This window comes from Burkholderia sp. Tr-20390 (assembly GCF_017104595.1).
Classification (GTDB): Bacteria; Pseudomonadota; Gammaproteobacteria; order Burkholderiales; family Burkholderiaceae; genus Burkholderia.
In genome coordinates this window covers 1-22,400 of sequence record NZ_JAAGPC010000109.1, presented here as the reverse complement: position 1 = coordinate 22,400, position 22,400 = coordinate 1, and the positions used below count along the sequence as shown (strand labels likewise).

Sequence of the window (22,400 nt, the reverse complement as noted above, 5' to 3'; positions counted from 1 at the left end):
GTGTTCTTTGAAGGTTAGAAGGTTCGGAGGTTGAAATGAGTGTCGCTGATACCAAGAAGGGCGTCGAGCAAAAGATGCAGCGCTCGATCGAAGCGTTCAAGAACGATCTGGCAAAGATCCGTACGGGCCGTGCACACACCGGTCTGCTCGATCACGTGCAGGTCGACTACTACGGCTCGATGGTGCCGATCTCGCAGGTCGCCAACCTGACGCTCGTCGATGCGCGCACGATCGGCGTGCAGCCGTGGGAAAAGAACATGGTCGCGAAGGTCGAGAAGGCCATTCGCGAAGCCGACCTGGGCCTGAACCCGGCCACCGCCGGCGACCTGATCCGCGTGCCGATGCCCGCGCTGACGGAAGAGCGCCGCCGCGAGCTGACCAAGGTCGTCAAGAGCGAAGGCGAAACCGCCAAGGTCGCGATCCGCAACTTGCGCCGCGACGCGAACGAAGCGCTCAAGAAGCTCGTGAAGGACAAGGAAATCTCGGAAGACGACGAGCGCCGTGCGAGCGACGACGTGCAGAAGCTGACCGACAAGCACGTGGCCGAAATCGACAAGCTCGTGCAGAGCAAGGAAGCCGAGATCATGACGGTCTGACGACCGTCCTCGCGCGCCGCCTTCTTCCCGCATTACTGTCTCAACGGCCATGACCTATACCAGCTCTACCGTTCGCGTGCCTGACGTCGGCGTCGTGCCGCGTCACATCGCGATCATCATGGACGGCAACGGCCGTTGGGCGACCGAACGCCGCTTGCCGCGCGTCGCGGGGCACACCCGCGGCGTCGATGCCGTGCGGGCGGTGGTCGAAGGCTGCGCGCGCGCCGGCGTCGAATACCTGACGCTGTTCGCGTTCAGTTCGGAGAACTGGCGCCGTCCGAACGACGAAGTGTCGTTCCTGATGCGCCTCTTCATCACCGCGCTCGAGCGCGAGGTCGGCAAGCTTCACGCGAACGGGATCCGCCTGCGTGTCGTCGGCGATCTCGACCGCTTCGAGCCGCGCATCCGCGAGCTGATTCGCCGCGCCGAAACCAAGACGGCGCGCAATACCCGTCTGACGCTCACCATCGCGGCCAACTACGGCGGCCGATGGGACATCCTGCAGGCGACGAAGAAGCTCGTCGAGCAGGCCGTGCGCGAGGGTCGCGAGGTCGAAGTGACCGAGGACGCGTTCGCGCCGCACCTGGCGATGGCCTATGCGCCGGAGCCAGATCTCTTCATCCGTACCGGTGGCGAGCAGCGCGTCAGCAACTTCCTGCTGTGGCAACTCGCGTACGCCGAATTCTATTTCACCGACAAGTACTGGCCGGATTTCGACGGCGCGGCGCTGGCCGACGCCATCGCGTCGTATACGGAGCGCGAACGCCGTTTCGGCCGCACGAGCGCACAGCTCGAACCGCAATCGCAGAACGCCGACTCCCTTTCATGCTGAAAACCCGTGTGATCACGGCGATCGCGATGCTGGCGGTCCTGCTGCCGGTGACGCTGTTCGCGCCGCTCACCGCGTTCGGCGCGCTGATCGGCGCCGTGCTCGTGTTTGCCGCGTGGGAATGGGCGCGCCTGCTCAAGCTCGGCGGCGCCGGCCCGGTCGTCTATGCAGTCGTCGCGGCGCTGGCGCTCGCGGCAACGGCGCCGCTTGGCGTCGATGCGGCTTCGTCCCGTCCCCTTTTCATGGCAGCCGGCGTGTTCTGGCTGCTGGTCGGCCCGTTCACGCTGCGGCGCAAGCCCGAGCTCGCGGGCGGCGTTTGGCGGCCGTTCCTGCTCGCGGCCGGCCTCGTGGTCTTCGCGGCCTGCTGGCATGCGCTCGTCGCGGCGCGTGCGCAGGGCGTGCCGTTCGTGCTGTCGCTGCTTCTGGTCGTCTGGCTCGCCGATATCGGCGCATACTTCGCGGGCAAGGCCTTCGGAAAGCGTAAACTGGCCATCACGATCAGCCCCGGCAAGAGCTGGGAGGGCGCGATCGGCGGCTGGCTCGCCGTGATGGTCGTCGCTGGTGTCGCGATGGCCGTGCATGCGTTCGAGCCGACCCTGTTTTCCGCGTTCGCCGTGCGCTACGGGATGCCCGGCGCGTGGGCCGCACTGACGCTGCTGGTCGCGTACAGCGTGATCGGCGACCTGTTCGAGTCGTTGCTGAAGCGGCAGGCGGGCGTGAAGGATTCGAGCGGACTGCTGCCAGGCCATGGCGGCGTGCTCGATCGTGTCGACGCGCTGCTGCCGGTGCTGCCGCTCGCGATGCTGCTGCTTGGTTAAACCACTCATTCTTTTATGCAAAAACGTCTGACATTGCTCGGTTCCACGGGCTCGATCGGAGACAGCACGCTCGACGTGGTCGCGCGCCATCCCGAGCGCTTCTCGGTCTATGCGCTGACCGCACACCGCAACGGCGACAAGCTGGTCGAGCAATGCCTGCGCTTCGCGCCCGAAGTGGCGGTGGTCGGCGATGCCGAGACGGCCGCGCACGTCGACGCGAAACTGCGCGCGGCGAGCAGCAAGACGACCGTGCTGCACGGGCCGCAGGCGCTCGTCGACGTGTCGAAGAGCGATGGCTGCGACACGGTGGTCGCGGCGATCGTCGGTGCGGCCGGCATGGCGCCGAGCCTCGCGGCCGCGCGCGCCGGCAAGCGCATCCTGCTCGCGAACAAGGAAGCGCTGGTGATGTCGGGCGCGATCTTCATGGACGCCGTGCGCGACCATGGCGCGATCCTGCTGCCGGTCGACAGCGAACACAACGCGATCTTCCAGTGCATGCCGCGCGACGCGGCCGAGCATGGCGGGATCTCGAAGATCATCCTGACCGCGTCGGGCGGCCCGTTCCGCACGCGCGAACCGGCCACGCTCGTCGATGTGACGCCGGAAGAGGCGTGCAAGCACCCGAACTGGGTGATGGGCCGCAAGATCTCGGTCGATTCCGCGACGATGATGAACAAGGGCCTCGAGGTGATCGAGGCGCACTGGATCTTCGGGCTGCCGGGCGAGCGCATCGACGTGCTGATCCACCCGCAGAGCGTGATCCATTCGCTCGTGTCGTATCGCGACGGCTCGGTGCTCGCGCAGCTCGGCAACCCCGACATGCGCACGCCGATCGCGCACGCACTCGCGTTCCCCGAGCGTGTCGATGCGGGCGTCGAACAACTCGATCTCGCGCAAATTGCCCAGCTGTCGTTCGAGAAGCCCGATTACGCGCGCTTCCCGTGCCTCGCGCTCGCGCTGAAGGCGCTTGAGGAAGGCGGCATCGCGAGCGCCGCATTGAACGCGGCGAACGAAGTCGCGGTCGAAGCGTTTCTCGAGCGCCGCATCGGCTTCATGGCGATTGCGGCGACGGTCGACGCTGTGCTCAACACGCTGCCGAACCGTACGCCCGACGGGCTCGAGGATGTCCTGGCGGCGGATGCCGAGGCACGCCGCCTCGCCGCCGAGATCATTGCGAAAGCGCCTGCGCCACGCGTGGAGCGCACTGTCTGAATGGGGTGCTCATGAACGTGCTGGTCGAACTGATCGCGTTTGCGGTGGCGATCGGGGTGCTGGTCGTCGTGCATGAGTACGGACACTATCGCGTCGCGCGCTGGTGCGGCGTGAAGGTGCTGCGTTTCTCGATCGGCTTCGGCCAGCCCGTCGCGCGCTGGGTCAGCCGCAGGACGGGCACCGAGTGGACGCTGTCGGCACTGCCGCTCGGCGGCTACGTGAAGATGCTCGACGAGCGCGATCCCGGCCCCGGCATCGCGCCCGAGGAGCTCGGCCAGGCATTCAACCGGCAGTCCGTCTACAAGCGCATCGCGATCGTTGCAGCCGGGCCGATTGCCAACTTCCTGTTGGCAATCGCGCTGTTTTCCGTCGTATTCGCCACCGGTGTAACCGAGCCGGCCGCGATCGTCGCACCGCCGGCCGCCGGCACGGTGGCGGCGCGCGCGGGCTTCGACGGCAGCGAGAAGATCGTGTCGATCCGCAACGCGCAGGGCGGCGAGGCCGAGCCGGTGCGGTCGTGGTCGGACCTGCGCTGGAAGCTGCTGGCCGCTGCGTTCGATCACCGCGAGATCGTGCTCGGCGCACGCGACGGCAACACGACGTTCGATTTCCGCGTCGACCTCCGCCATGTTCCCGAAAGTCAGCTCGACGACGATTTCATGGCCCATCTGGGCTTCGAGACCGGCGGCGGCACGCTGTCGGTCGCGTCGGTGCAGCCCGGCAGCGCGGCGGAGCAGGCCGGCCTGAAGTCCGGCGACAAGCTGGTCGCGCTCGACGGCAAGCCGATCGGCGGCGCGTCGCGCTTCATCGATTTCGTGAAACACCATGCGGGCAAGCCGCTCGACCTGCAGATCGAGCGCGACGGCGCCGCGCAGACGGTGTCGATCGTGCCGCAGATGCAGCGCGACGACGAGTCGGGGCAGCAGGTCGGCCGTATCGGCGCGGCGCTGTCGATGCATGCGCCGTCCGTCGACGTGCGATATGGGCCGATCGAAAGCCTGCAGCTCGGCGCGCACCGTACGTGGGACATCTCCGTGTATTCGCTGAAGATGTTCGGGCGCATGATCACGGGCAACGCGTCGCTGAAGAACCTGTCCGGCCCGGTGACGATCGCCGACTACGCGGGCAAGAGTGCGCGGCTCGGTCCGTCGGCGTTCCTGTCGTTCCTCGCCCTTGTCAGCATTAGCCTTGGCGTCCTGAACTTGTTGCCGATTCCCGTTTTGGACGGGGGGCATCTGTTATATTATGCGGTTGAAGCCGCGACCGGGAAAGCCGTCTCGGAGCGCTGGCAGCTGATTCTGCAAAGAGCCGGGTTGATCTGCATCGTCGCATTGTCGGCGATCGCGCTGTTCAACGATCTGGCTCGGTTAATCCATTTCTGAAGCGTCAGGCGGCCGCCGCTGGGCAGCCGCCTGATTTGATGCAGCTAAATATTGGGGATGCATGTTGTTCAAACCTCATCGCTTTGTACCTAAGACAGTTGCAGCGGCCGCGCTCGCCGCGCACGGCCTCGCGGCCCATGCAGCGGCACCGTTCGTGGTGCAAGACATCAAGATCGAGGGGCTGCAGCGCGTCGAAGCGGGTTCGGTGTTCGCCTACCTGCCGATCAAGCAGGGCGATACCTTCACGGACGACAAGGCATCCGAAGCAATCCGCGCGCTGTACGCGACGGGCTTCTTCAACGACGTACGCATCGCCACGCAGGGCAACGTCGTGATCGTGCAGGTGCAGGAGCGTCCGGCCATCGCGTCGATCGACTTCACCGGCACGAAGGAATTCGACAAGGACAACCTGACGAAGGCGCTGCGCGCAGTCGGCCTCGCCGACGGCCGCTACTACGACAAGGCGCTGGTCGACAAGGCGGAGCAGGAACTCAAGCGCCAGTACCTCACGCGCGGCTTCTACGCGGCCGAGGTCAAGACGACGGTCACGCCGGTCGACGCGAACCGCGTGTCGATCCTGTTCGCGGTGGCCGAAGGCCCGAGCGCGAAGATCCGCCAGATCAACTTCATCGGCAACAAGGCATTCAGCACCAGCACGCTGCGCGACGAAATGCAGCTGTCGACGCCGAACTGGTTCTCCTGGTACACGAAGAACGACCTGTACTCGAAGGAAAAGCTCACCGGCGACCTCGAGGCGGTGCGCTCGTACTATCTGAACCGCGGCTATCTCGAGTTCAACATCGATTCGACCCAGGTGTCGATCTCGCCCGACAAGAAGGACATGTACCTGACGGTCACGCTGCACGAAGGCGAGCCGTACACGGTGTCGGGCATCAAGCTGTCGGGCAACCTGCTCGATCGCGAAGCCGAACTCAACAAGCTGATCAAGATCAAGCCGGGCGATCGCTTCTCGGCCGAAAAGCTGCAACAGACCACCAAGTCGATCGTCGACAAGCTCGGCGAGTACGGCTACGCATTCGCGACCGTCAACGCGCAGCCGGACATCGACCAGGCGAACCACAAGGTGAACCTGAACCTCGTCGTCGATCCGAGCCGCCGCGTGTACGTGCGCCGCATCAACGTCGTCGGCAACACGCGCACGCGCGACGAAGTGGTGCGCCGCGAAATGCGCCAGCTCGAAAGCTCGTGGTTCGATTCGAACCGCCTCGCGCTGTCGAAGGATCGCGTGAACCGTCTCGGCTACTTCACCAACGTCGACGTGACGACGCTGCCGGTCGAAGGCACGAACGACCAGGTCGACGTGAACGTGAAGGTCGACGAAAAGCCGACCGGCGCGATCACGCTGGGCGCGGGCTTCTCGTCGACGGACAAGGTCGTGCTGTCGGCGGGCGTGTCGCAGGACAACGTGTTCGGTTCGGGTACCAGCCTGTCGGTGAACGTCAACACCGCGAAGAGCTACCGTACGCTGACCGTCACGCAGGTCGACCCGTACTTCACGGTCGACGGCATCAAGCGGATCACGGACGTCTACTACCGCACGTACCAGCCGCTCTACTATTCGACGAGCTCGAGCTTCCGGATCATCAGCGCGGGCGGCAACCTGAAGTTCGGCATCCCGTTCTCGGAAGTCGACACCGTCTACTTCGGCGCGGGCTTCGAGCAGAACCGCCTCGACGTCGATTCGAACACGCCGCAGAGCTACCAGGATTACGTGAACCAGTTCGGCCGCGTGTCGAACACGGTGCCGCTGACGGTCGCGTGGTCGCGCGACGCGCGTGACAGCGCGCTGATTCCGAGCCGCGGCTACTTCACGCAGGCGAACATGGAGTACGGTGTGCCGGTCGGCAAGATCCAGTACTACAAGGCCGACCTGCAGGCCCAGTACTACTATTCGTTCTCGCGCGGCTTCATCCTGGGCCTGAACCTGCAGGGCGGCTACGGTAACGGTATCGGCAACCCGTACCCGATCTTCAAGAACTACTACGCGGGCGGTATCGGCTCCGTGCGTGGCTACGAGCCGAGCTCGCTGGGCCCGCGCGACACGAAGACGAACGACCCGATCGGCGGTTCGAAGATGGTCGTCGGCAACATCGAGCTGACGTTCCCGCTGCCGGGCACGGGCTACGACCGCACGCTGCGCGTGTTCACGTTCCTCGACGGCGGTAACGTGTGGGGCAACGCGCCGGGCGGCACGAGTACGGGCGCCAACGGCCTGCGTTACGGCTACGGTGTGGGTCTCGCGTGGATCTCGCCGATCGGCCCGCTGAAGCTGAGCCTCGGCTTCCCGCTGCAGAAGCACGAAGGCGACCAGTACCAGAAATTCCAGTTCCAGATCGGGACGGCGTTCTGACCGAACGCATGACAACAGCAACGAGAGGGTAATTTTGCTAACCGGTAAGTTTTCGAAACGAGTGATGTGCGCGCTGACCGTTGCGCTGGCCTTGGGCGCGGCAACGGTGCACGCACAGGACGTCGCCCGCATCGCGGCGGTCAATTCGGATCGGATCCTGCGCGAGTCGGTGCCCGCGAAGGCGGCGCAGACGAAGCTCGAAGCCGAGTTCGCGAAGCGCGACAAGGATCTGCAGGATCTGGCGGCGCGCCTGAAGTCGATGTCCGATTCGCTGGACAAGAACGGCGCGTCGCTGTCGGCGGGCGACCGCGCGCAGAAGCAGCGCGATCTCGCCCAGCTCGATACCGACTTCCAGCGCAAGCAGCGCGAGTTCCGCGAAGACCTGAACCAGCGCCGCAACGAGGAGCTGGCGGCCGTGCTCGAGCGGGCGAACAAGGTCATCAAGCAGATCGCCGAGCAGCAGAATTACGACCTGATCGTGCAGGAAGCCGTGTACGTCAGCCCGCGCATCGACATCACCGACAAGGTGCTCAAGGCGCTCGCGTCCGGCTCGACGAACTGAACGGAGCAGACGACGAATGGCATTGACGCTTGAGGAACTCGTAAAGCGGTTCGGCGGCGAGATCGCCGGCGACGCACAGTGCAAGGTGGGCGGGCTCGCACCGCTCGACCAGGCAGGCCCGCAGCAACTCGCGTTCCTCGCGAATCCGAAGTACCTGTCGCAGGTCGAGTCGACCCGCGCCGGCGCGGTGCTGATCGCGCCGAAGGATCTGGAAAAGCTGGGCGCGGCCGCAAGCGGTCGCAACTTCATCGTGACGCCGAATCCGTACGCGTACTTCGCGCGCGTCGCGCAGATGTTCATCGATCTCGCCACGCCGCAGCGCGCCGCCGGCGTGCATCCGAGCGCGACGATCGATCCGGCCGCGCAGGTCGCCGCGAGCGCGGTGATCGGCCCGCACGTGACGGTCGAGGCCGGTGCGGTGATCGAGGACGGCGTGCAGCTCGACGCGAACGTCTTCATCGGCCGCGGCACGACGATCGGCGCGGGCTCGCACCTGTATCCGAACGCGTCGGTGTACCACGGCTGCAAGGTCGGCCCGCGCGCGATCATCCATGCGGGCGCCGTGATCGGCTCCGACGGCTTCGGCTTCGCGCCGGATTTCGTCGGCGACGGCGATGCGCGCACCGGTAGCTGGGTCAAGATCCCGCAGGTCGGCGGTGTCACGATCGGCCCGGACGTCGAGATCGGCGCGAACACGACGATCGATCGCGGCGCGATGGCGGATACCGTCATCGAGGAATGCGTGAAGATCGACAACCAGGTGCAGATCGGCCACAACTGCCGGATCGGCGCGTACACGGTGATCGCCGGCAGCGCCGGGATCGCGGGCAGCACGACGATCGGCCGCCACTGCATGATCGGCGGCGCGGCCGGGATCGCCGGCCACGTGACGCTCGGCGACTATGTCATCATCACCGCGAAGTCGGGCGTATCGAAGTCGCTGCCGAAGGCCGGCATCTATACCAGCGCGTTCCCGGCCGTCGACCACGGCGAATGGAACAAGAGCGCCGCGCTCGTGCGCAACCTCGACAAGCTGCGCGAGCGCATCAAGGCGCTCGAAGCCGCGCTCGCCGCCCAGGGCGGCACGGACGCCTGAGCGCATCATGCGAGACCTCGAACCGGGCACGGCCAGCGCAACCGGCCCGGTTTGCCAGACTGGGCCGCACGCCGGCCCGCTTCAGCCTTTGCATCACCACCGCGCAGCCTCTGCGTGAGACGAACCATCATGAGCACTGAAAAAATCAATCTCGACATCCACAAGATCCTCACGCTGCTGCCGCATCGCTACCCGATTCTGCTCGTCGATCGCGTGCTCGAACTCGAACCGCACAAGGGCATCAAAGCGCTGAAGAACGTGTCGATCAACGAGCCGTACTTCCAGGGGCATTTCCCGAAGCGGCCGGTGATGCCGGGCGTGCTGATCCTCGAAGCGCTCGCGCAGGCCGCGGCGCTGCTGACCTTCTCGGAAGAGCAGCCGAAGGATCCGGAGAACACGCTGTACTACTTCGTCGGGATCGACGGCGCGCGCTTCAAGCGTCCGGTCGAGCCGGGCGACCAACTGATTCTGAACGTGACGTTCGAACGCTACATCCGCGGCATCTGGAAGTTCAAGGCGGTGGCGGAAGTGGACGGCAAGGTGGCGGCGGAAGCCGAACTGATGTGCACGGTCAAGACGACCGACGTGGCGCCCTGAGCGACGCGGCACGGACAGGCAACGCAACGCGACACATCACATCGAGAGGCAACGGCGCATGACCAGGATTCATCCCACCGCGATTGTCGAACCGGGCGCGCAGATCGACGAATCGGTCGAGATCGGCCCGTACGCGATCGTCGGTCCGCACGTCACGATCGGCGCGCGTACGACGATCGGCTCGCACAGCGTGATCGAAGGCCATACGACGCTCGGCGAGGACAACCGCATCGGCCATTACGCGTCGGTCGGTGGTCGTCCGCAGGACATGAAGTACAAGGACGAGCCGACGAAGCTCGTGATCGGCAGCCGCAACACGATCCGCGAATTCACGACGATCCACACGGGCACCGTGCAGGACGTCGGCGTGACGACGCTCGGTGACGACAACTGGATCATGGCCTATGTGCACATCGGTCATGACTGCACCGTCGGCAACCACGTGATCCTGTCGAGCAACGCACAGATGGCCGGCCACGTCGAGATCGGCGACTGGGCGATCATCGGCGGGATGTCGGGCGTCCACCAGTTCGTGCGCATCGGCGCGCACTCGATGCTGGGCGGCGCGTCGGCGCTCGTGCAGGACATTCCGCCGTTCGTGATCGCGGCCGGCAACAAGGCCGAGCCGCACGGGATCAACGTCGAAGGGCTGCGCCGGCGCGGTTTCTCGCCCGACGCGATCTCCGCGCTGCGCAGCGCGTACCGCCTGCTGTACAAGAACGGCCTGTCGCTCGAGGAAGCGAAAGTGCAGCTGCGCGAGCTGGCGGCGGCGGGCGGTGAGGGCGACGCACCCGTGAAGGCGCTCGTCGAGTTCATCGACGCGTCGCAACGCGGCATCATCCGCTAAGCGATGCCGCTTCCGACCTCTCAGCTCCGGCTCGCGATGGTGGCCGGCGAACCGTCGGGCGACCTGCTCGGCGCGTCGCTGCTCGGCGGGCTGCGCGAGCGGCTGCCCGAATCGGCCCAGTACTACGGGATCGGCGGGCCGCGAATGATCGCGCAGGGCTTCGACTCGCACTGGCAGATGGACAAGCTGACCGTGCGCGGCTATGTCGAGGCGCTGGGCCAGATTCCCGAGATCCTGCGGATTCGCGGCGAGCTCAAGCGCCAGTTGCTCGCCGAGCGGCCGGACGCGTTCATCGGCGTCGATGCGCCCGATTTCAACTTCAACGTCGAACAGGCGGCGCGCGACGCGGGCATCCCGTCGATCCACTTCGTGTGCCCGTCGATCTGGGCATGGCGCGGCGGCCGGATCAAGAAGATCGCGAAGTCCGTCGATCACATGCTGTGCCTGTTCCCGTTCGAACCGGCGATTCTCGACAAGGCAGGCGTGGCCTCGACCTATGTCGGCCATCCGCTCGCCGACGAGATTCCGCTCGAACCCGACACGCACGGCGCGCGCATCGCGCTCGGACTGCCGGCCGACGGCCCGGTGATCGCCGTGTTGCCGGGCAGCCGGCGCTCGGAAATCGCACTGATCGGCCCGACGTTCTTCGCGGCGATGGCGCTGATGCAGCAGCGCGAGCCCGGCGTGCGGTTCGTGATGCCGGCGGCGACGCCCGCGCTGCGTGCGCTGCTGCAGCCGCTCGTCGACGCGCATCCGCAGCTCGCGCTGACGATCACCGACGGCCGCTCGCAGGTCGCGATGACGGCTGCCGACGCGATCCTCGTGAAGAGCGGGACGGTCACGCTGGAAGCCGCGCTGCTGAAGAAGCCGATGGTGATCTCGTACAAGGTGCCCTGGCTGACCGGGCAGATCATGCGCCGGCAGGGTTACCTGCCGTATGTCGGCTTGCCGAACATCCTGGCGGGGCGTTTCGTCGTGCCCGAGCTGCTGCAGCATTTCGCGACGCCCGAGGCGCTCGCCGATGCGACGCTCACGCAGCTGCGCGACGATGCGAACCGCCGCACGCTGACCGAAGTCTTTACCGAAATGCATCTTTCGCTGCGGCAGAACACGGCCGTGAAGGCGGCCGAAGCGGTCGTGCGCGTGCTCGAACAACGCAAGGGGCGCGCATGACCGCAGTACGTGCACCACGCCGCCGCGCGTCGAGCGACGTGCAGGGCGGTTTCGATTTCAGCCGTCCCGACGAGATCGTCTGCGGCGTCGACGAAGCGGGCCGCGGCCCGCTCGCGGGGCCGGTGGTGGCCGCCGCGGTGATCCTCGATCCGGCGCAGCCGATCGACGGGCTCGACGATTCGAAGGCGTTGTCCGCGAAGAAGCGCGACGCGCTGTACGAGCTGATCGTCGCGCGCTCGCTGTCGTATTGCGTCGCGTCGGCGAGTGTCGACGAGATCGACACGCTGAACATCCTGCATGCGACGATGCTCGCGATGAAGCGGGCGGTCGAAGGGCTGTCGGTGCTGCCGACGCTCGCGCAGATCGACGGCAACCGCTGCCCGACGTTGACCGTGCGCGCCGAGGCGATCGTCAGCGGCGACGCGCTCGTGCCGAGCATCTCGGCCGCGTCGATCCTCGCGAAGGTCACCCGTGACCGCATGCTCGTCGACCTGCACGAACGCTTCCCCGTGTACGGCTTCAACGTGCATGCGGGCTACGGCACCGTGAAACACCTTGCCGCACTGCGCGAGCACGGCCCGTGCGAAGCCCATCGGCGCTCGTTCGCGCCGGTCCGTGCGGCACTCGACCTGATTCGATGAAAAGCATTACTTCCCGCGACAACCCGCTGTACAAGCGCCTGAAGGCGCTCGCGGGTTCGACGTCCCATCAACGCCGCGGCGGCCAGGCACTGCTCGAAGGATTCCATCTCGCGAGCGCGTACCTCGACACGGGCGCGACGCCCGAGCTGTGCGTCACGACCGAAGGCGCACTCGGCCATGCCGAAGCGCAGGCGATCGTCGCGCGCATCGATGCGCAGCGGATCGTCACGCTGCCCGACGCGCTGTTCGGGCAGTTGTCGAACGTCGTCAACGGCGTCGGCTTCCTGCTGCTCGTCGACCGGCCGGCGCAGCCGCTGCCGGCGCGCGTGACGCAGTCGTCGGTCGTGCTCGACGGCGTGCAGGACGCCGGCAACGTCGGCTCGATCCTGCGCAGCGCAGCGGCCGCAGGTGTGCGTCACGTGTTCTGTGCGCCGGGCACTGCATACGCATGGTCGTCGAAGGTGCTGCGCTCGGGCATGGGCGCGCATTTCCTGCTGTCGATCCACGAGGACGTCGACGCCGGCGCGCTCGCCGAGCGCCTCGCTGTGCCGGTCGCGCTGACCGACTCGCACGGCGCGCAGGCGGTCTATGACTGCGACCTGTCGGGGCCGGTTGCCTGGGTGTTCGGCAACGAGGGTGCGGGCGTGTCGGCGTTCTGGCGCGACGCGGCCACGCATCGCGTGACGATCCCGCAACCGGGCGGGATGGAGTCGCTGAACGTCGCGGCCGCGGCTGCGGTCTGCCTGTTCGAGCAGGTGCGCCAGCAGCGGCGTGCGTGACGCCACACGCGCGCTCGTTCCGCACCAAGAAAAAGGCCGCGTTCGACGCGGCCTTTTCGTTTCCAGTGGCGACCAGGCGGCCGCCAGCGCTCCGGCTTAGTACGACTGCCGGTCGAGACGGATTTCCTGCAGGATCGTCGTCGCGATTTCCTCGATCGACTTGTGCGTCGACGACAGCCACTTGATCCCCTCGCGGCGCATCATCGCTTCGGCTTCGTTGATCTCGTAGCGGCAGTTCTCGGGCGCCGCGTATTTGCTGCCCGGCCGGCGTTCGTTGCGGATCTCGGACAGGCGCTGCGGGTCGATCGACAGCCCGAACAGCTTCTCGCTGTACGCGGCGAGCGCCGACGGCAGCTTGCCGCGCTCGAAATCTTCCGGAATCAGCGGATAGTTGGCCGCCTTCACGCCGTACTGCATCGCGAGATACAGGCTCGTCGGCGTCTTGCCGCTGCGCGACACGCCGACGAGGATCACGTCGGCTTCCGACAGGTTGCGGTTCGACTGGCCGTCGTCGTGCGCGAGCGAGAAGTTGATCGCCTCGATCCGGGTCTTGTATTCCTCGGTATCCGCGTTCTGGTGGCCGCGGCCCATCGCGTGGCTCGACTTGAGCTCCAGTTCCTGCTCGAGCGGTTCGACGAAGCGCTGGAACATGTCGAGCACGAGTGCGTTCGAGCGCTTGACGATGTCGTTCGACTCGCTGTCGACGAGCGTCGTGAACACGATCGCGCGGCGGCCGTCGTGCACGGCGGCCTCGTTGATCTTCTCGACGGTCGCATAGGCCTTGTCGAGCGAGTCGACGAACGGCACGCGCACGAGACGGAATTTCTGGTCGAACTGGGAGAGGATCGAATGCGCGAAGGTTTCGGCAGTGATCCCGGTGCCGTCGGAGACGATGAATACGGTAGGCAGCATGAATCTGGGCGTCGAACGTGAAGGGCGGTTGCGCGGGCGGCTGGAGGTTCGCCTCCAGACGCAGTGACAAGGTCGCGCCACATCCGGCAGCCGGCACGGTAGAATAGCGGCAACCTGTTGGATAAGCAATTGCGGGGGCGGGGCGCGAACGGCGCCCCAGGCTTCGCCGCTCGATTCCAAAATTCCCGGCAAGTTTGGCGATTTGTCTGCAAATATCGCCCTTCTGCCGGGATTTTTGCAAATCGGGTCGGAAGATTATCCGCCGCTGCGATTGTTTCTCCAACAGGTTGCGCAAGACGCGCCGCGCCTTTTTGCAAGCGCCCGCGTCCAAGCCCACTTGCGCAATCGAGCATTTTTTTCACACTTAGGGGCTTGTATGACTAACGCAGCAAACGTCGCAAAGGACCAGGCGTATGTAATTCCGTTCGAGCAGTTGCGGATGACCGATGTGGAGATCGTCGGCGGCAAGAATGCGTCGCTGGGCGAAATGATCAGCCAGCTTTCCGAAGCAGGCGTTCGCGTACCCACCGGTTTCGCCACGACCGCGCTCGCGTTCCGCGATTTCCTCAAGCACAACGACCTTACCGACCGCATCGCCAAGCGTCTCGAGTCGCTCGACATCGACGACGTGAAGGCGCTCGCCGAAGCCGGCGCCGAAATCCGCAAGTGGATCGTCGATGCGCCGCTGCAGGCACGTCTCGAGCAGGAAATCCGTGAGCAGTTCGAAACCCTGAAGAACAGCTCGCCGGGCGAGCTGTCGTTCGCCGTGCGTTCGTCCGCTACCGCGGAAGACCTGCCCGACGCATCGTTCGCCGGCCAGCAGGAGTCGTACCTGAACGTCGTCGGCATCGAGGACGTGCTCGACCGCATGAAGCACGTGTTCGCGTCGCTGTACAACGACCGCGCGATCTCGTATCGCGTGCACAAGGGCTTCACGCACGCGGAAGTCGCGCTGTCGGCCGGCGTGCAGCGCATGGTCCGCTCGGACGTCGGCGCAGCCGGCGTGATGTTCACGATCGACACCGAATCGGGCTTCAAGGACGCCGTGTTCATCACGTCGAGCTACGGCCTGGGCGAAACCGTCGTGCAGGGCGCAGTGAACCCGGACGAGTTCTATGTGTTCAAGACGACGCTCGCACAGGACAAGTACCCGATCATCCGCCGCTCGATCGGCTCGAAGCTGATCAAGATGGAATTCACGCAGCCGGGCGAGCCGGGCCGCGTGAAGACGGTCGACGTGCCGCACGAGCAGCGCAACCGCTACTCGATCACCGACGAAGACGTGATCGAGCTGGCGAAGTACGCGGTCATCATCGAGAAGCACTACCAGCGTCCGATGGACATCGAGTGGGGCAAGGACGGCCGCGACGGCAAGATCTTCATCCTGCAGGCACGTCCGGAAACGGTGAAGAGCCAGGCAACCGGCAAGGCCGAGCAGCGCTTCAAGCTGAAGGGCCAGTCGCAGGTGCTGGCGACGGGCCGTGCGATCGGCCAGAAGATCGGCGCGGGCCCCGTGCGCGTGATCCAGGATCCGTCGGAAATGGAGCGCGTGCAGCCGGGCGACGTGCTGGTGGCCGACATGACCGACCCGAACTGGGAGCCGGTGATGAAGCGTGCAGCCGCAATCGTCACGAACCGTGGCGGCCGGACCTGCCACGCGGCGATCATTGCGCGTGAACTCGGCGTGCCGGCAGTCGTCGGCTGCGGCGACGCGACCGACATCCTGAAGGACGGCGCGCTCGTCACCGTGTCGTGCGCGGAAGGCGACGAAGGCAAGATCTACGACGGCCTGCTCGAGACGGAAGTCACGGAAGTGCAGCGCGGCGAACTGCCGGAAATCCCGGTCAAGATCATGATGAACGTCGGCAACCCGCAGCTCGCGTTCGACTTCTCGCAACTGCCGAACGGCGGCGTGGGTCTCGCGCGTCTCGAGTTCATCATCAACAACAACATCGGCGTTCACCCGAAGGCGATCCTCGAGTACCCGAACATCGACCAGGACCTGAAGAAGGCCGTCGAGAGCGTCGCGCGCGGTCACGCATCGCCGCGTCAGTTCTACGTCGACAAGCTGACGGAAGGGGTCGCGACGATCGCGGCGGCGTTCTATCCGAAGCCCGTGATCGTGCGTCTGTCCGACTTCAAGTCGAACGAGTACAAGAAGCTGATCGGCGGTTCGCGTTACGAGCCGGACGAGGAAAACCCGATGCTGGGCTTCCGCGGCGCGTCGCGTTACATCGCCGAAGACTTCGCGCAGGCGTTCGAGATGGAGTGCCGTGCACTGAAGCGCGTGCGCGACGAGATGGGCCTGACCAACGTCGAGATCATGGTGCCGTTCGTGCGTACCGTGAAGCAGGCGGAGCGCGTCGTCGGCCTGCTCGAGAAGTTCGGCCTGAAGCGTGGCGAAAACGGCCTGCGCCTCGTGATGATGTGCGAAGTCCCGACCAACGCGATCCTCGCCGAAGACTTCCTGCAGTTCTTCGACGGTTTCTCGATCGGCTCGAACGACCTCACGCAGCTCACGCTCGGCCTCGACCGCGACTCGGGCATGGAACTGCTGGCTGTCGACTTCGACGAACGCGACCCGGCCGTCAAGTTCCTGCTGAAGCGCGCGATCGATACCTGCCGCAAGATGGGCAAGTACGTCGGCATCTGCGGCCAGGGCCCGTCCGATCACCCGGACTTCGCGCAATGGCTGACGGACGAAGGCATCGTGTCGATCTCGCTGAACCCCGACACGATCATCGATACGTGGCAGGCGCTCGCCAACCGGAAGTAACGGTCGGTAACGCATCCTTGACGGAAGCGCGGTGGCACCGTGCTTCCCTTGAAGGCGAAATGCAAGGTTCATGCTATAAACACCCCGGTAGGCACCGGGGTGTTTTTGTTTGTGGGTACGTACCGGGCCGGCCCGTGCGCACTGGCCGTCTCCTCGTGGGCGGCGAGCATGTTGAACCCGAGTCGCGCTTCAACGCGTATTCTGGTTTCTTGCAACGCGAGTGAGCGCGGGGGATGTTTTTCTGGAGACCACAATGATGTCGGGGCATCTGTTCTGGTGGGTCGCGGTGGGCGTGCTGGTCGTGGCCGAGTTGCTGACGGGCACGTTCTACCTGCTGATGATCGCGCTCGGCTTTCTCGCGGGCGGGCTGTTGCAGCTGGCCGGTTTCGCGCCGCATGTGCAGTTCGGTGCGGCGGCGGTGGTCGCAATCGTCGCGATGGTCGTGCTGCGGCGTTCGGGGCTCGGCCGCAAGCAGAAGCGCGACACGTCGACCAATCCCGACGTCAATCTCGATATCGGCGCGACCGTCACGGTCGACGCGTGGCGTGACGGTCGCGCGCGCGTGCAGTATCGCGGCGCCGACTGGGACGTCGAGCTCGAGAACGGCGAGCGCGACGATGCGCACGTGTACCAGGTGAGTGCCGTGCGCGGCAATTGTCTCGTGGTCGTGGCGAAACCCGCGGGCTGATCGTCCGCCGATACAACAAGGAGGGAATACTTCATGGATTCGCTGATCATCTGGGTTGTCCTGCTCGTCATCGCGATCGTGATCGTGTCGAAGACGGTGAAGATCGTGCCGCAGCAGCATGCATGGGTGCTCGAACGCTTCGGGCGTTATCACGCGACGCTGTCGCCCGGCCTGAACATCGTGCTGCCGTTCGTCGATCGCATCGCATACCGGCACGTGCTGAAGGAAATCCCGCTCGACGTGCCGAGCCAGGTCTGTATCACGCGCGACAACACGCAGCTGCAGGTCGACGGCGTGCTGTATTTCCAGGTGACCGATCCGATGAAGGCGTCGTACGGGTCGAGCAACTTCGTGCTCGCGATCACGCAGCTCGCGCAAACGACGTTGCGCTCGGTGGTCGGCAAGCTCGAACTCGACAAGACGTTCGAGGAGCGCGACTTCATCAACCACAACATCGTGTCGGCGCTCGATCAGGCCGCGGCGAACTGGGGGGTGAAGGTCCTGCGCTACGAGATCAAGGATTTGACGCCGCCGAAGGAAATCCTGCACGCGATGCAGGCGCAGATCACCGCGGAGCGTGAAAAGCGTGCGCTGATCGCCGCATCCGAAGGCCGCAAGCAGGAGCAGATCAACCTCGCGTCGGGCGCGCGCGAAGCGGCGATCCAGAAATCCGAAGGCGAGCGGCAGGCTGCGATCAACCAGGCGCAGGGTGAAGCCGCCGCGATTCTGGCGGTGGCCGAGGCGAACGCGCAGGCGATCCAGAAGATCGCGAACGCGATGCAATCGCAGGGCGGGATGGACGCGGTGAACCTGAAGGTGGCCGAGCAGTATGTCAGCGCGTTCTCGAATCTCGCGAAGCAGGGCAACACGCTGATCGTGCCGTCGAACCTGTCGGATCTCGGCACGGCGATCTCGTCGGCGCTGACGATCGTCAAGAGCGCGGGGGCCGCGTCGGGCGGGAAGGCCTGAGTCTGGATTGGCGCGGAGCGCCGGCGGCCGCCGCGTGTGATCGGCGTGCGGCGAATCGTCGCGCAGCCGGAGGCGGATGATGCCCGTGCGGTGCCGTCGTCGGTGCCTTTGTTCGGCCGAAACCGGCGGCGTGGCGTGCCGAGTATCGCCCGTGTAACCGCCGCGCCCGATTCACCTGACACCAAAGCAACACGGCCCGCTTCGAGCGGGCCGTGTCGTGTGTGATGCGTGTTGTCGCGCAGGTCAGGTGCCGGCGCGCATGATGCGGGCCTTTTCGCGTTCCCAGTCGCGCTTCTTCTCGGTTTCGCGCTTGTCGTGCAGCTTCTTGCCTTTCGCGAGCGCGATGTCGCACTTCACGCGACCGCCCTTGTAGTGGAAGTTCAGCGGCACGAGCGTGTAGCCGCGCTGCTCGACCTTGCCGATCAGTTTCTTGATTTCCTCGCGGTGCAGCAGCAGCTTGCGCGTGCGAACCGGGTCGGGCGTGATGTGGGTCGAAGCCTCGGGCAGCGGGCTGATATGGGTACCGATCAGGAAGATCTCGGCGTGCTTGATCACGACGTAACCTTCCCGGATCTGGCCGCGCCCGGCGCGCAGCGCCTTGACTTCCCAGCCCTCGAGCACGAGCCCCGCCTCGTAGCGTTCCTCGATGTGATAATCGAAGTGCGCTTTCCTGTTGTCGATGATGCTCATGAAAGGATCGGGCCAACTCGTTTAAAATCACGATTTTAGCAAAGCGGGGCGGGAATCGCCCGGCTTGCGTTCTCACCTTAAGCGATGCCGCGCGATTTATGGCAGATGTCCAGAAAACCGTATTGATCCGTCACTCGGCGGAACAGATGTTCGACCTCGTCACCGACGTGGCCGACTACCCCAATTTCCTGCCCTGGTGCGGCGGCGTCGAGATTCGCCGTCAGGACGAGAGCGGGATGGAAGCGCGCATCGACATCAACTTCAAGGGCATCAAGCAGCATTTCGCGACGCGCAACACGCAGCAGCGCCCGACGCGGATCGACATGGAGTTCACGGACGGCCCGTTCAAGAAGTTCACGGGCTCGTGGCGCTTCACGGCACTGCGTGCCGATGCCTGCAAGATCGAATTCGCGCTGCACTACGAGTTCTCGAGCATCCTGCTCGAGAAGATCATCGGGCCCGTGTTCAGCCATATCGCGAACACGTTCGTCGATTCGTTCGTGAAGCGCGCCGACCAGCGCTACGGGAAGGGGTGACGCGATGCTGTCGATCGAAGTCTGCTACGCGTTGCCGGATCGCCAGACGCTGATTCCGCTGTCGCTGCCCGAAGGGGCGACCGTTCGTTCGGCGATCGAGGCGAGCGGCGTGCTCGCGCTGCACCCGGAAATCGATCTCGCGAACGCGAAGACGGGCGTGTACGGCAAGCTTGCGCCGCTCGACGCACCGCTCGCCGACCACGACCGCGTCGAGATCTACCGCCCGTTGATCGTCGATCCGAAGCTCGCGCGCCAGCGGCGCGTCGACAAGTCGCGCCGCGCCGGCTCCATCGAGGGCCGCAAGTGGATGCACAAGGACGCGCGCTGACGCGGTCCGATCCGCGCCTTTCGTTCCGATTCGCCTGATTTCGTCTGACCAAATGCCGTGGCGCTCAGTGGGCCGCGGCGTTTGCGCTTGCGGGCGCGCTTCCCGACGTATCGCCGCCGGCGGGCGTGTCGCCGTGCTGCCGCACCGATCCGTAGACGCCCGTGAGCAGCAGCACCAGCGCGGCGATCTCGAGTGCATGCGGCATCCGCTGGTCGTAGACGAACGCGTAAAGCATCGCGAACACGGTTTCGAACACGATCAGCTGGCCCGACAGCGTGAGCGGCAGCCGCTTCGACGCGGCATTCCACAGCCCGTTGCCGAGCCACGATGCGCCGATCGCGAGCACGAGGTTCAGCAGCCAGAACAGCTGCCAGCGCGACGCCGGGACGGCTGCCTGCACGGCGCCGGCCGGCAGTGCGAGGATCGCGATCCAGACGAGCCCGCCGATCAGGCCCGTCACGACACCCCACAGCACCGACCACTCGTTGCCGCCGAAATGATGGTGGCGCTGCAGATAGCGTGCGTTCGCGACCGCGTACCAGGTCCAGCTCGCGAGCGCGCCGGCCGCGCAGGCGATGCCTGCGAGCTTCTGGCCGAGCGTCGTCGCATGCGCGGCCTCGGAGGTGAACAGGTCGACGTTGATGCAGACGATGCCCGCGATCACCAGCGCGAGCGGGGCCGCGAGCCGCCGCAGCGGCACGGCACCGTGGTCGCCGAGGCCCGCGAGCGTGACCGTGATGGGCAGCACGCCGACGATCAGCGAACTGGGCGCGATGCCGATCAGGTGCACGGCGCCGGACAGCAGCATGTAGTACGCGACGTTGCCGATGACGGCGAGCCTGACCAGCGCGACGAGATCCTCGCGGGTCAGCCGCGCGAGCAGCGAGCGGGCGGACGGCAGCGCGGCCGCCAGCGACACGAGGCCGTACATCGCGTAGCGGCCGGCGCTCAGCAGCAGCGGCGAGAAGTCGGTCAGCAGCCGAGGAACGAGAAACACCATGCCCCACAGGGCACCTGCCAGGACACCATAGACCACACCGCGTCGCATCGACCGCTCCGAACACATGACTGACGAGCGCGCATCGTAACGACGCGGCTGCCACGTCGTCTTGTTCATTCCTGCACTCGGCGCAGGGCGGCGCGCAGGCGTGCAGCGCCCGGGAGCGATCACGGCAGGCTGCGGATCATTCGTCAGCCGAATCGGGCGGTGCGCCCGCGTTGTGGCCCGACGCCCCGGCTCGCGCGGGCCGACGTACGGCGCGCAACGTGCCGCTGTTGCCGCCGCCGCAGTAGAAGCGGTCGTGGCCGTCGGATTCGAGCCCCGATACGCCGACGCCGGCCGGCATGTCGATCTGCTCGAGCACCTGGCCGGTTCGCGGATCGATGTGCCGCAGGTCGGCCTGGTCGGCTTCCCAGGTGCCGTGCCACAGCTCGCCGTCGACCCACGTCACGCCGGTGACGAAGCGGTTCGATTCGATCGTGCGCAGCACGGCGCCCGTTTGCGGGTCCACCTGATGAATCTTGCGTTCGCGGTACTGGCCAACCCACAGCGCGCCTTCCGCCCAGGCCAGCCCGGAATCGCCGCCTTTGCCGGGAGCGGGGATCGTCGCGAGCACGCGGCCCGATTCGGGATCGATCTTCTCGATGCGGTCCTCGACGATCTGGTACAGATGGCGGCCGTCGAACGCCGTGCCCGCATGCGCGGCGACGTCGAGCGAGCGGACGGTCGTGCCGCGTTCCGGGTCGAGCGCATTCAGCTTGTCGCCGGACGCGTACCACACGTACTGCCCGTCGTACGTGACGCCGTGTACGCCGTCGACGCCCGGAAACGGGCCGTATTCGCGAAGGATGTCTGCACGGGAGCGTTTCATGTTCGTCACCTCGTCGTTCGGTGAGGTCATCCTAATCGCCCGGGAGCGGGGCAGGGAGTAACAAGGTCGTCGCGAAACCGGGCAATGGCGGCGTCATCCAGCGGCGCGCGCGGCCGCGGCCCAGCGCCTGGACCTTGTTCGCTTCGGCGAGTGCGTCGAGCGCGCGCTGCACGGTGCGCTGGCTCGCGCCGAGGGCCAGCGCCAGCGCGGAGCTCGACCACGCTTCGCCATCGGCGAGGAGCGCGAGCACGGCCGCGTGGCGATCGTCGACCGGGCGCGCCAGCACGACGGTCTCGCGCACGCCGAGCGGTTCGAGCGCGAAGCCGCGCGGCGTGGCGACGACGTTCGCGAGCGGCCGCAGCACCGCGCGCAGCCGGCCGATCTCGACACGCAGGCGTGCGCGATGCGATTCGTCCGCGTGTTTCGCGCGGAATGCGACGGCGACGAGCGCGTTGCGCGACACGTCGTCCGGCCAGGCCTCGCCGAGCGCGCGGGCAAGCACGAACAGCACGGGCCGCCGCGCAAGCGACACGGTCGTGCGCGCGTCGCGCACCGTGTGGCGGCACGCATCGACGACGAGCGCGTTCGACGCGAATAGCGTCTCGACTTCGTCGAGTTGCACGAGCCGCGATGTACCGCGTGTGATAAGGCGCGCGGCCGGTGCGTCGAGCACGCGTGCCGCGGTGTCGACCTCGGCCGTCAGCGCGGCGATGCCGGCGTCGCGGGA

General features: G+C 66.1%; 22 protein-coding genes and 1 pseudogene. 18 read left to right on the top strand and 5 right to left on the bottom strand.

Going from position 1 to position 22,400, the window contains the following annotated elements; translation table 11 throughout:
- Window positions 1-35 precede the first annotated feature (35 nt).
- The 13 genes from frr to G3N98_RS25280 all read left to right on the top strand — a co-directional run bounded on the left by frr (window position 36) and on the right by G3N98_RS25280 (window position 12,903).
- The gene (gene frr, locus G3N98_RS25340; RefSeq protein ID WP_039342717.1) at window positions 36-596 is read left to right on the top strand and encodes a ribosome recycling factor; all 561 of its coding nucleotides are present in this window, start codon (window positions 36-38) and stop codon (window positions 594-596) included.
- Between the two features lie 49 nt (window positions 597-645).
- Window positions 646-1,428 carry a polyprenyl diphosphate synthase gene (gene uppS, locus G3N98_RS25335; RefSeq protein WP_048248626.1) on the top strand — a complete coding sequence of 261 codons (783 nt, stop codon included), beginning with the start codon at window positions 646-648 and terminating at the stop codon, window positions 1,426-1,428.
- Window positions 1,422-2,243 (top strand): phosphatidate cytidylyltransferase, encoded by an 822-nt coding sequence (locus G3N98_RS25330; protein WP_206149517.1) that lies wholly within the window; start codon window positions 1,422-1,424, stop codon window positions 2,241-2,243. Before uppS ends, G3N98_RS25330 begins: the two co-directional genes overlap by 7 nt.
- A 15-nt stretch (window positions 2,244-2,258) precedes the next feature.
- Window positions 2,259-3,455: a 1-deoxy-D-xylulose-5-phosphate reductoisomerase gene (locus G3N98_RS25325; protein WP_206149516.1), complete on the top strand. Its 1,197-nt coding sequence runs from the start codon at window positions 2,259-2,261 to the stop codon at window positions 3,453-3,455.
- An 11-nt stretch (window positions 3,456-3,466) separates the two neighbouring features.
- Window positions 3,467-4,837: an RIP metalloprotease RseP gene (gene rseP, locus G3N98_RS25320; RefSeq protein ID WP_206149515.1), complete on the top strand. Its 1,371-nt coding sequence runs from the start codon at window positions 3,467-3,469 to the stop codon at window positions 4,835-4,837.
- 61 nt (window positions 4,838-4,898) lie between these two features.
- Window positions 4,899-7,208, top strand: a complete 2,310-nt coding sequence (gene bamA / locus G3N98_RS25315; protein ID WP_089473095.1) for an outer membrane protein assembly factor BamA — start codon at window positions 4,899-4,901, stop codon at window positions 7,206-7,208.
- Window positions 7,209-7,272: 64 nt separating this feature from the next.
- Entirely contained in the window at window positions 7,273-7,770 is a 498-nt protein-coding gene (locus G3N98_RS25310; RefSeq protein WP_174972625.1) for an OmpH family outer membrane protein, read from the top strand.
- A gap of 16 nt (window positions 7,771-7,786) precedes the next feature.
- The gene (gene lpxD, locus G3N98_RS25305) at window positions 7,787-8,866 is read left to right on the top strand and encodes a UDP-3-O-(3-hydroxymyristoyl)glucosamine N-acyltransferase (protein ID WP_089425683.1); all 1,080 of its coding nucleotides are present in this window, start codon (window positions 7,787-7,789) and stop codon (window positions 8,864-8,866) included.
- 129 nt (window positions 8,867-8,995) lie between these two features.
- The gene (gene fabZ, locus G3N98_RS25300) at window positions 8,996-9,463 is read left to right on the top strand and encodes a 3-hydroxyacyl-ACP dehydratase FabZ (protein WP_011352450.1); all 468 of its coding nucleotides are present in this window, start codon (window positions 8,996-8,998) and stop codon (window positions 9,461-9,463) included.
- A gap of 58 nt (window positions 9,464-9,521) precedes the next feature.
- Window positions 9,522-10,310 carry an acyl-ACP--UDP-N-acetylglucosamine O-acyltransferase gene (gene lpxA, locus G3N98_RS25295; RefSeq protein ID WP_089431231.1) on the top strand — a complete coding sequence of 263 codons (789 nt, stop codon included), beginning with the start codon at window positions 9,522-9,524 and terminating at the stop codon, window positions 10,308-10,310.
- Between the two features lie 3 nt (window positions 10,311-10,313).
- On the top strand, window positions 10,314-11,483 hold the full coding sequence (lpxB, locus tag G3N98_RS25290; RefSeq protein WP_089473092.1) for a lipid-A-disaccharide synthase: 1,170 nt from the start codon (window positions 10,314-10,316) through the stop codon (window positions 11,481-11,483).
- Entirely contained in the window at window positions 11,480-12,124 is a 645-nt protein-coding gene (gene rnhB, locus G3N98_RS25285) for a ribonuclease HII (RefSeq protein ID WP_089425680.1), read from the top strand. Before lpxB ends, rnhB begins: the two co-directional genes overlap by 4 nt.
- Window positions 12,121-12,903 carry an RNA methyltransferase gene (locus tag G3N98_RS25280; protein WP_089473091.1) on the top strand — a complete coding sequence of 261 codons (783 nt, stop codon included), beginning with the start codon at window positions 12,121-12,123 and terminating at the stop codon, window positions 12,901-12,903. The genes rnhB and G3N98_RS25280 overlap by 4 nt, the downstream gene beginning before the upstream one ends.
- A gap of 96 nt (window positions 12,904-12,999) precedes the next feature.
- Here G3N98_RS25280 and G3N98_RS25275 read toward each other — a convergent pair whose 3' ends face one another.
- Window positions 13,000-13,815, bottom strand: a complete 816-nt coding sequence (locus tag G3N98_RS25275; protein WP_011352445.1) for a pyruvate, water dikinase regulatory protein — start codon at window positions 13,813-13,815, stop codon at window positions 13,000-13,002.
- Window positions 13,816-14,191: 376 nt separating this feature from the next.
- Between G3N98_RS25275 and ppsA the strand changes: the two genes are divergently transcribed.
- The 3 genes from ppsA (at window position 14,192) to G3N98_RS25260 (ending at window position 18,248) form a co-directional block, all read left to right on the top strand.
- Window positions 14,192-16,591, top strand: a complete 2,400-nt coding sequence (gene ppsA / locus G3N98_RS25270; RefSeq protein ID WP_089425678.1) for a phosphoenolpyruvate synthase — start codon at window positions 14,192-14,194, stop codon at window positions 16,589-16,591.
- A 253-nt stretch (window positions 16,592-16,844) separates the two neighbouring features.
- Window positions 16,845-17,279, top strand: coding sequence for an NfeD family protein (locus G3N98_RS25265; protein ID WP_046545972.1), 435 nt, complete (start codon window positions 16,845-16,847; stop codon window positions 17,277-17,279).
- 33 nt (window positions 17,280-17,312) lie between these two features.
- Complete coding sequence (locus tag G3N98_RS25260; RefSeq protein ID WP_069248266.1) at window positions 17,313-18,248, top strand: SPFH domain-containing protein; 936 nt, start codon at window positions 17,313-17,315, stop codon at window positions 18,246-18,248.
- 243 nt (window positions 18,249-18,491) lie between these two features.
- Here G3N98_RS25260 and smpB read toward each other — a convergent pair whose 3' ends face one another.
- The gene (gene smpB, locus G3N98_RS25255; protein WP_039342760.1) at window positions 18,492-18,938 is read right to left on the bottom strand and encodes an SsrA-binding protein SmpB; all 447 of its coding nucleotides are present in this window, start codon (window positions 18,936-18,938) and stop codon (window positions 18,492-18,494) included.
- 98 nt (window positions 18,939-19,036) lie between these two features.
- Between smpB and G3N98_RS25250 the strand changes: the two genes are divergently transcribed.
- Together G3N98_RS25250 and G3N98_RS25245 are read left to right on the top strand one after the other, a co-directional pair.
- A complete protein-coding gene (locus tag G3N98_RS25250; RefSeq protein ID WP_034188832.1) occupies window positions 19,037-19,474 on the top strand; it encodes a type II toxin-antitoxin system RatA family toxin in 438 nt (145 codons plus the stop codon).
- A 4-nt stretch (window positions 19,475-19,478) separates the two neighbouring features.
- A complete protein-coding gene (locus G3N98_RS25245) occupies window positions 19,479-19,802 on the top strand; it encodes an RnfH family protein (RefSeq protein WP_175237119.1) in 324 nt (107 codons plus the stop codon).
- Between the two features lie 64 nt (window positions 19,803-19,866).
- On the opposite strand, the gene G3N98_RS25240 is transcribed toward G3N98_RS25245, so the two are convergent.
- The 3 genes and pseudogenes from G3N98_RS25240 to G3N98_RS25230 form a co-directional block, all read right to left on the bottom strand.
- Window positions 19,867-20,850, bottom strand: a complete 984-nt coding sequence (locus tag G3N98_RS25240; RefSeq protein WP_206149514.1) for a DMT family transporter — start codon at window positions 20,848-20,850, stop codon at window positions 19,867-19,869.
- Window positions 20,851-20,986: 136 nt separating this feature from the next.
- Window positions 20,987-21,673 carry a glutamine cyclotransferase gene (locus tag G3N98_RS25235; protein ID WP_089425941.1) on the bottom strand — a complete coding sequence of 229 codons (687 nt, stop codon included), beginning with the start codon at window positions 21,671-21,673 and terminating at the stop codon, window positions 20,987-20,989.
- A 31-nt stretch (window positions 21,674-21,704) separates the two neighbouring features.
- A pseudogene (locus tag G3N98_RS25230) lies at window positions 21,705-22,400 on the bottom strand (helix-turn-helix domain-containing protein); the annotation flags it as partial.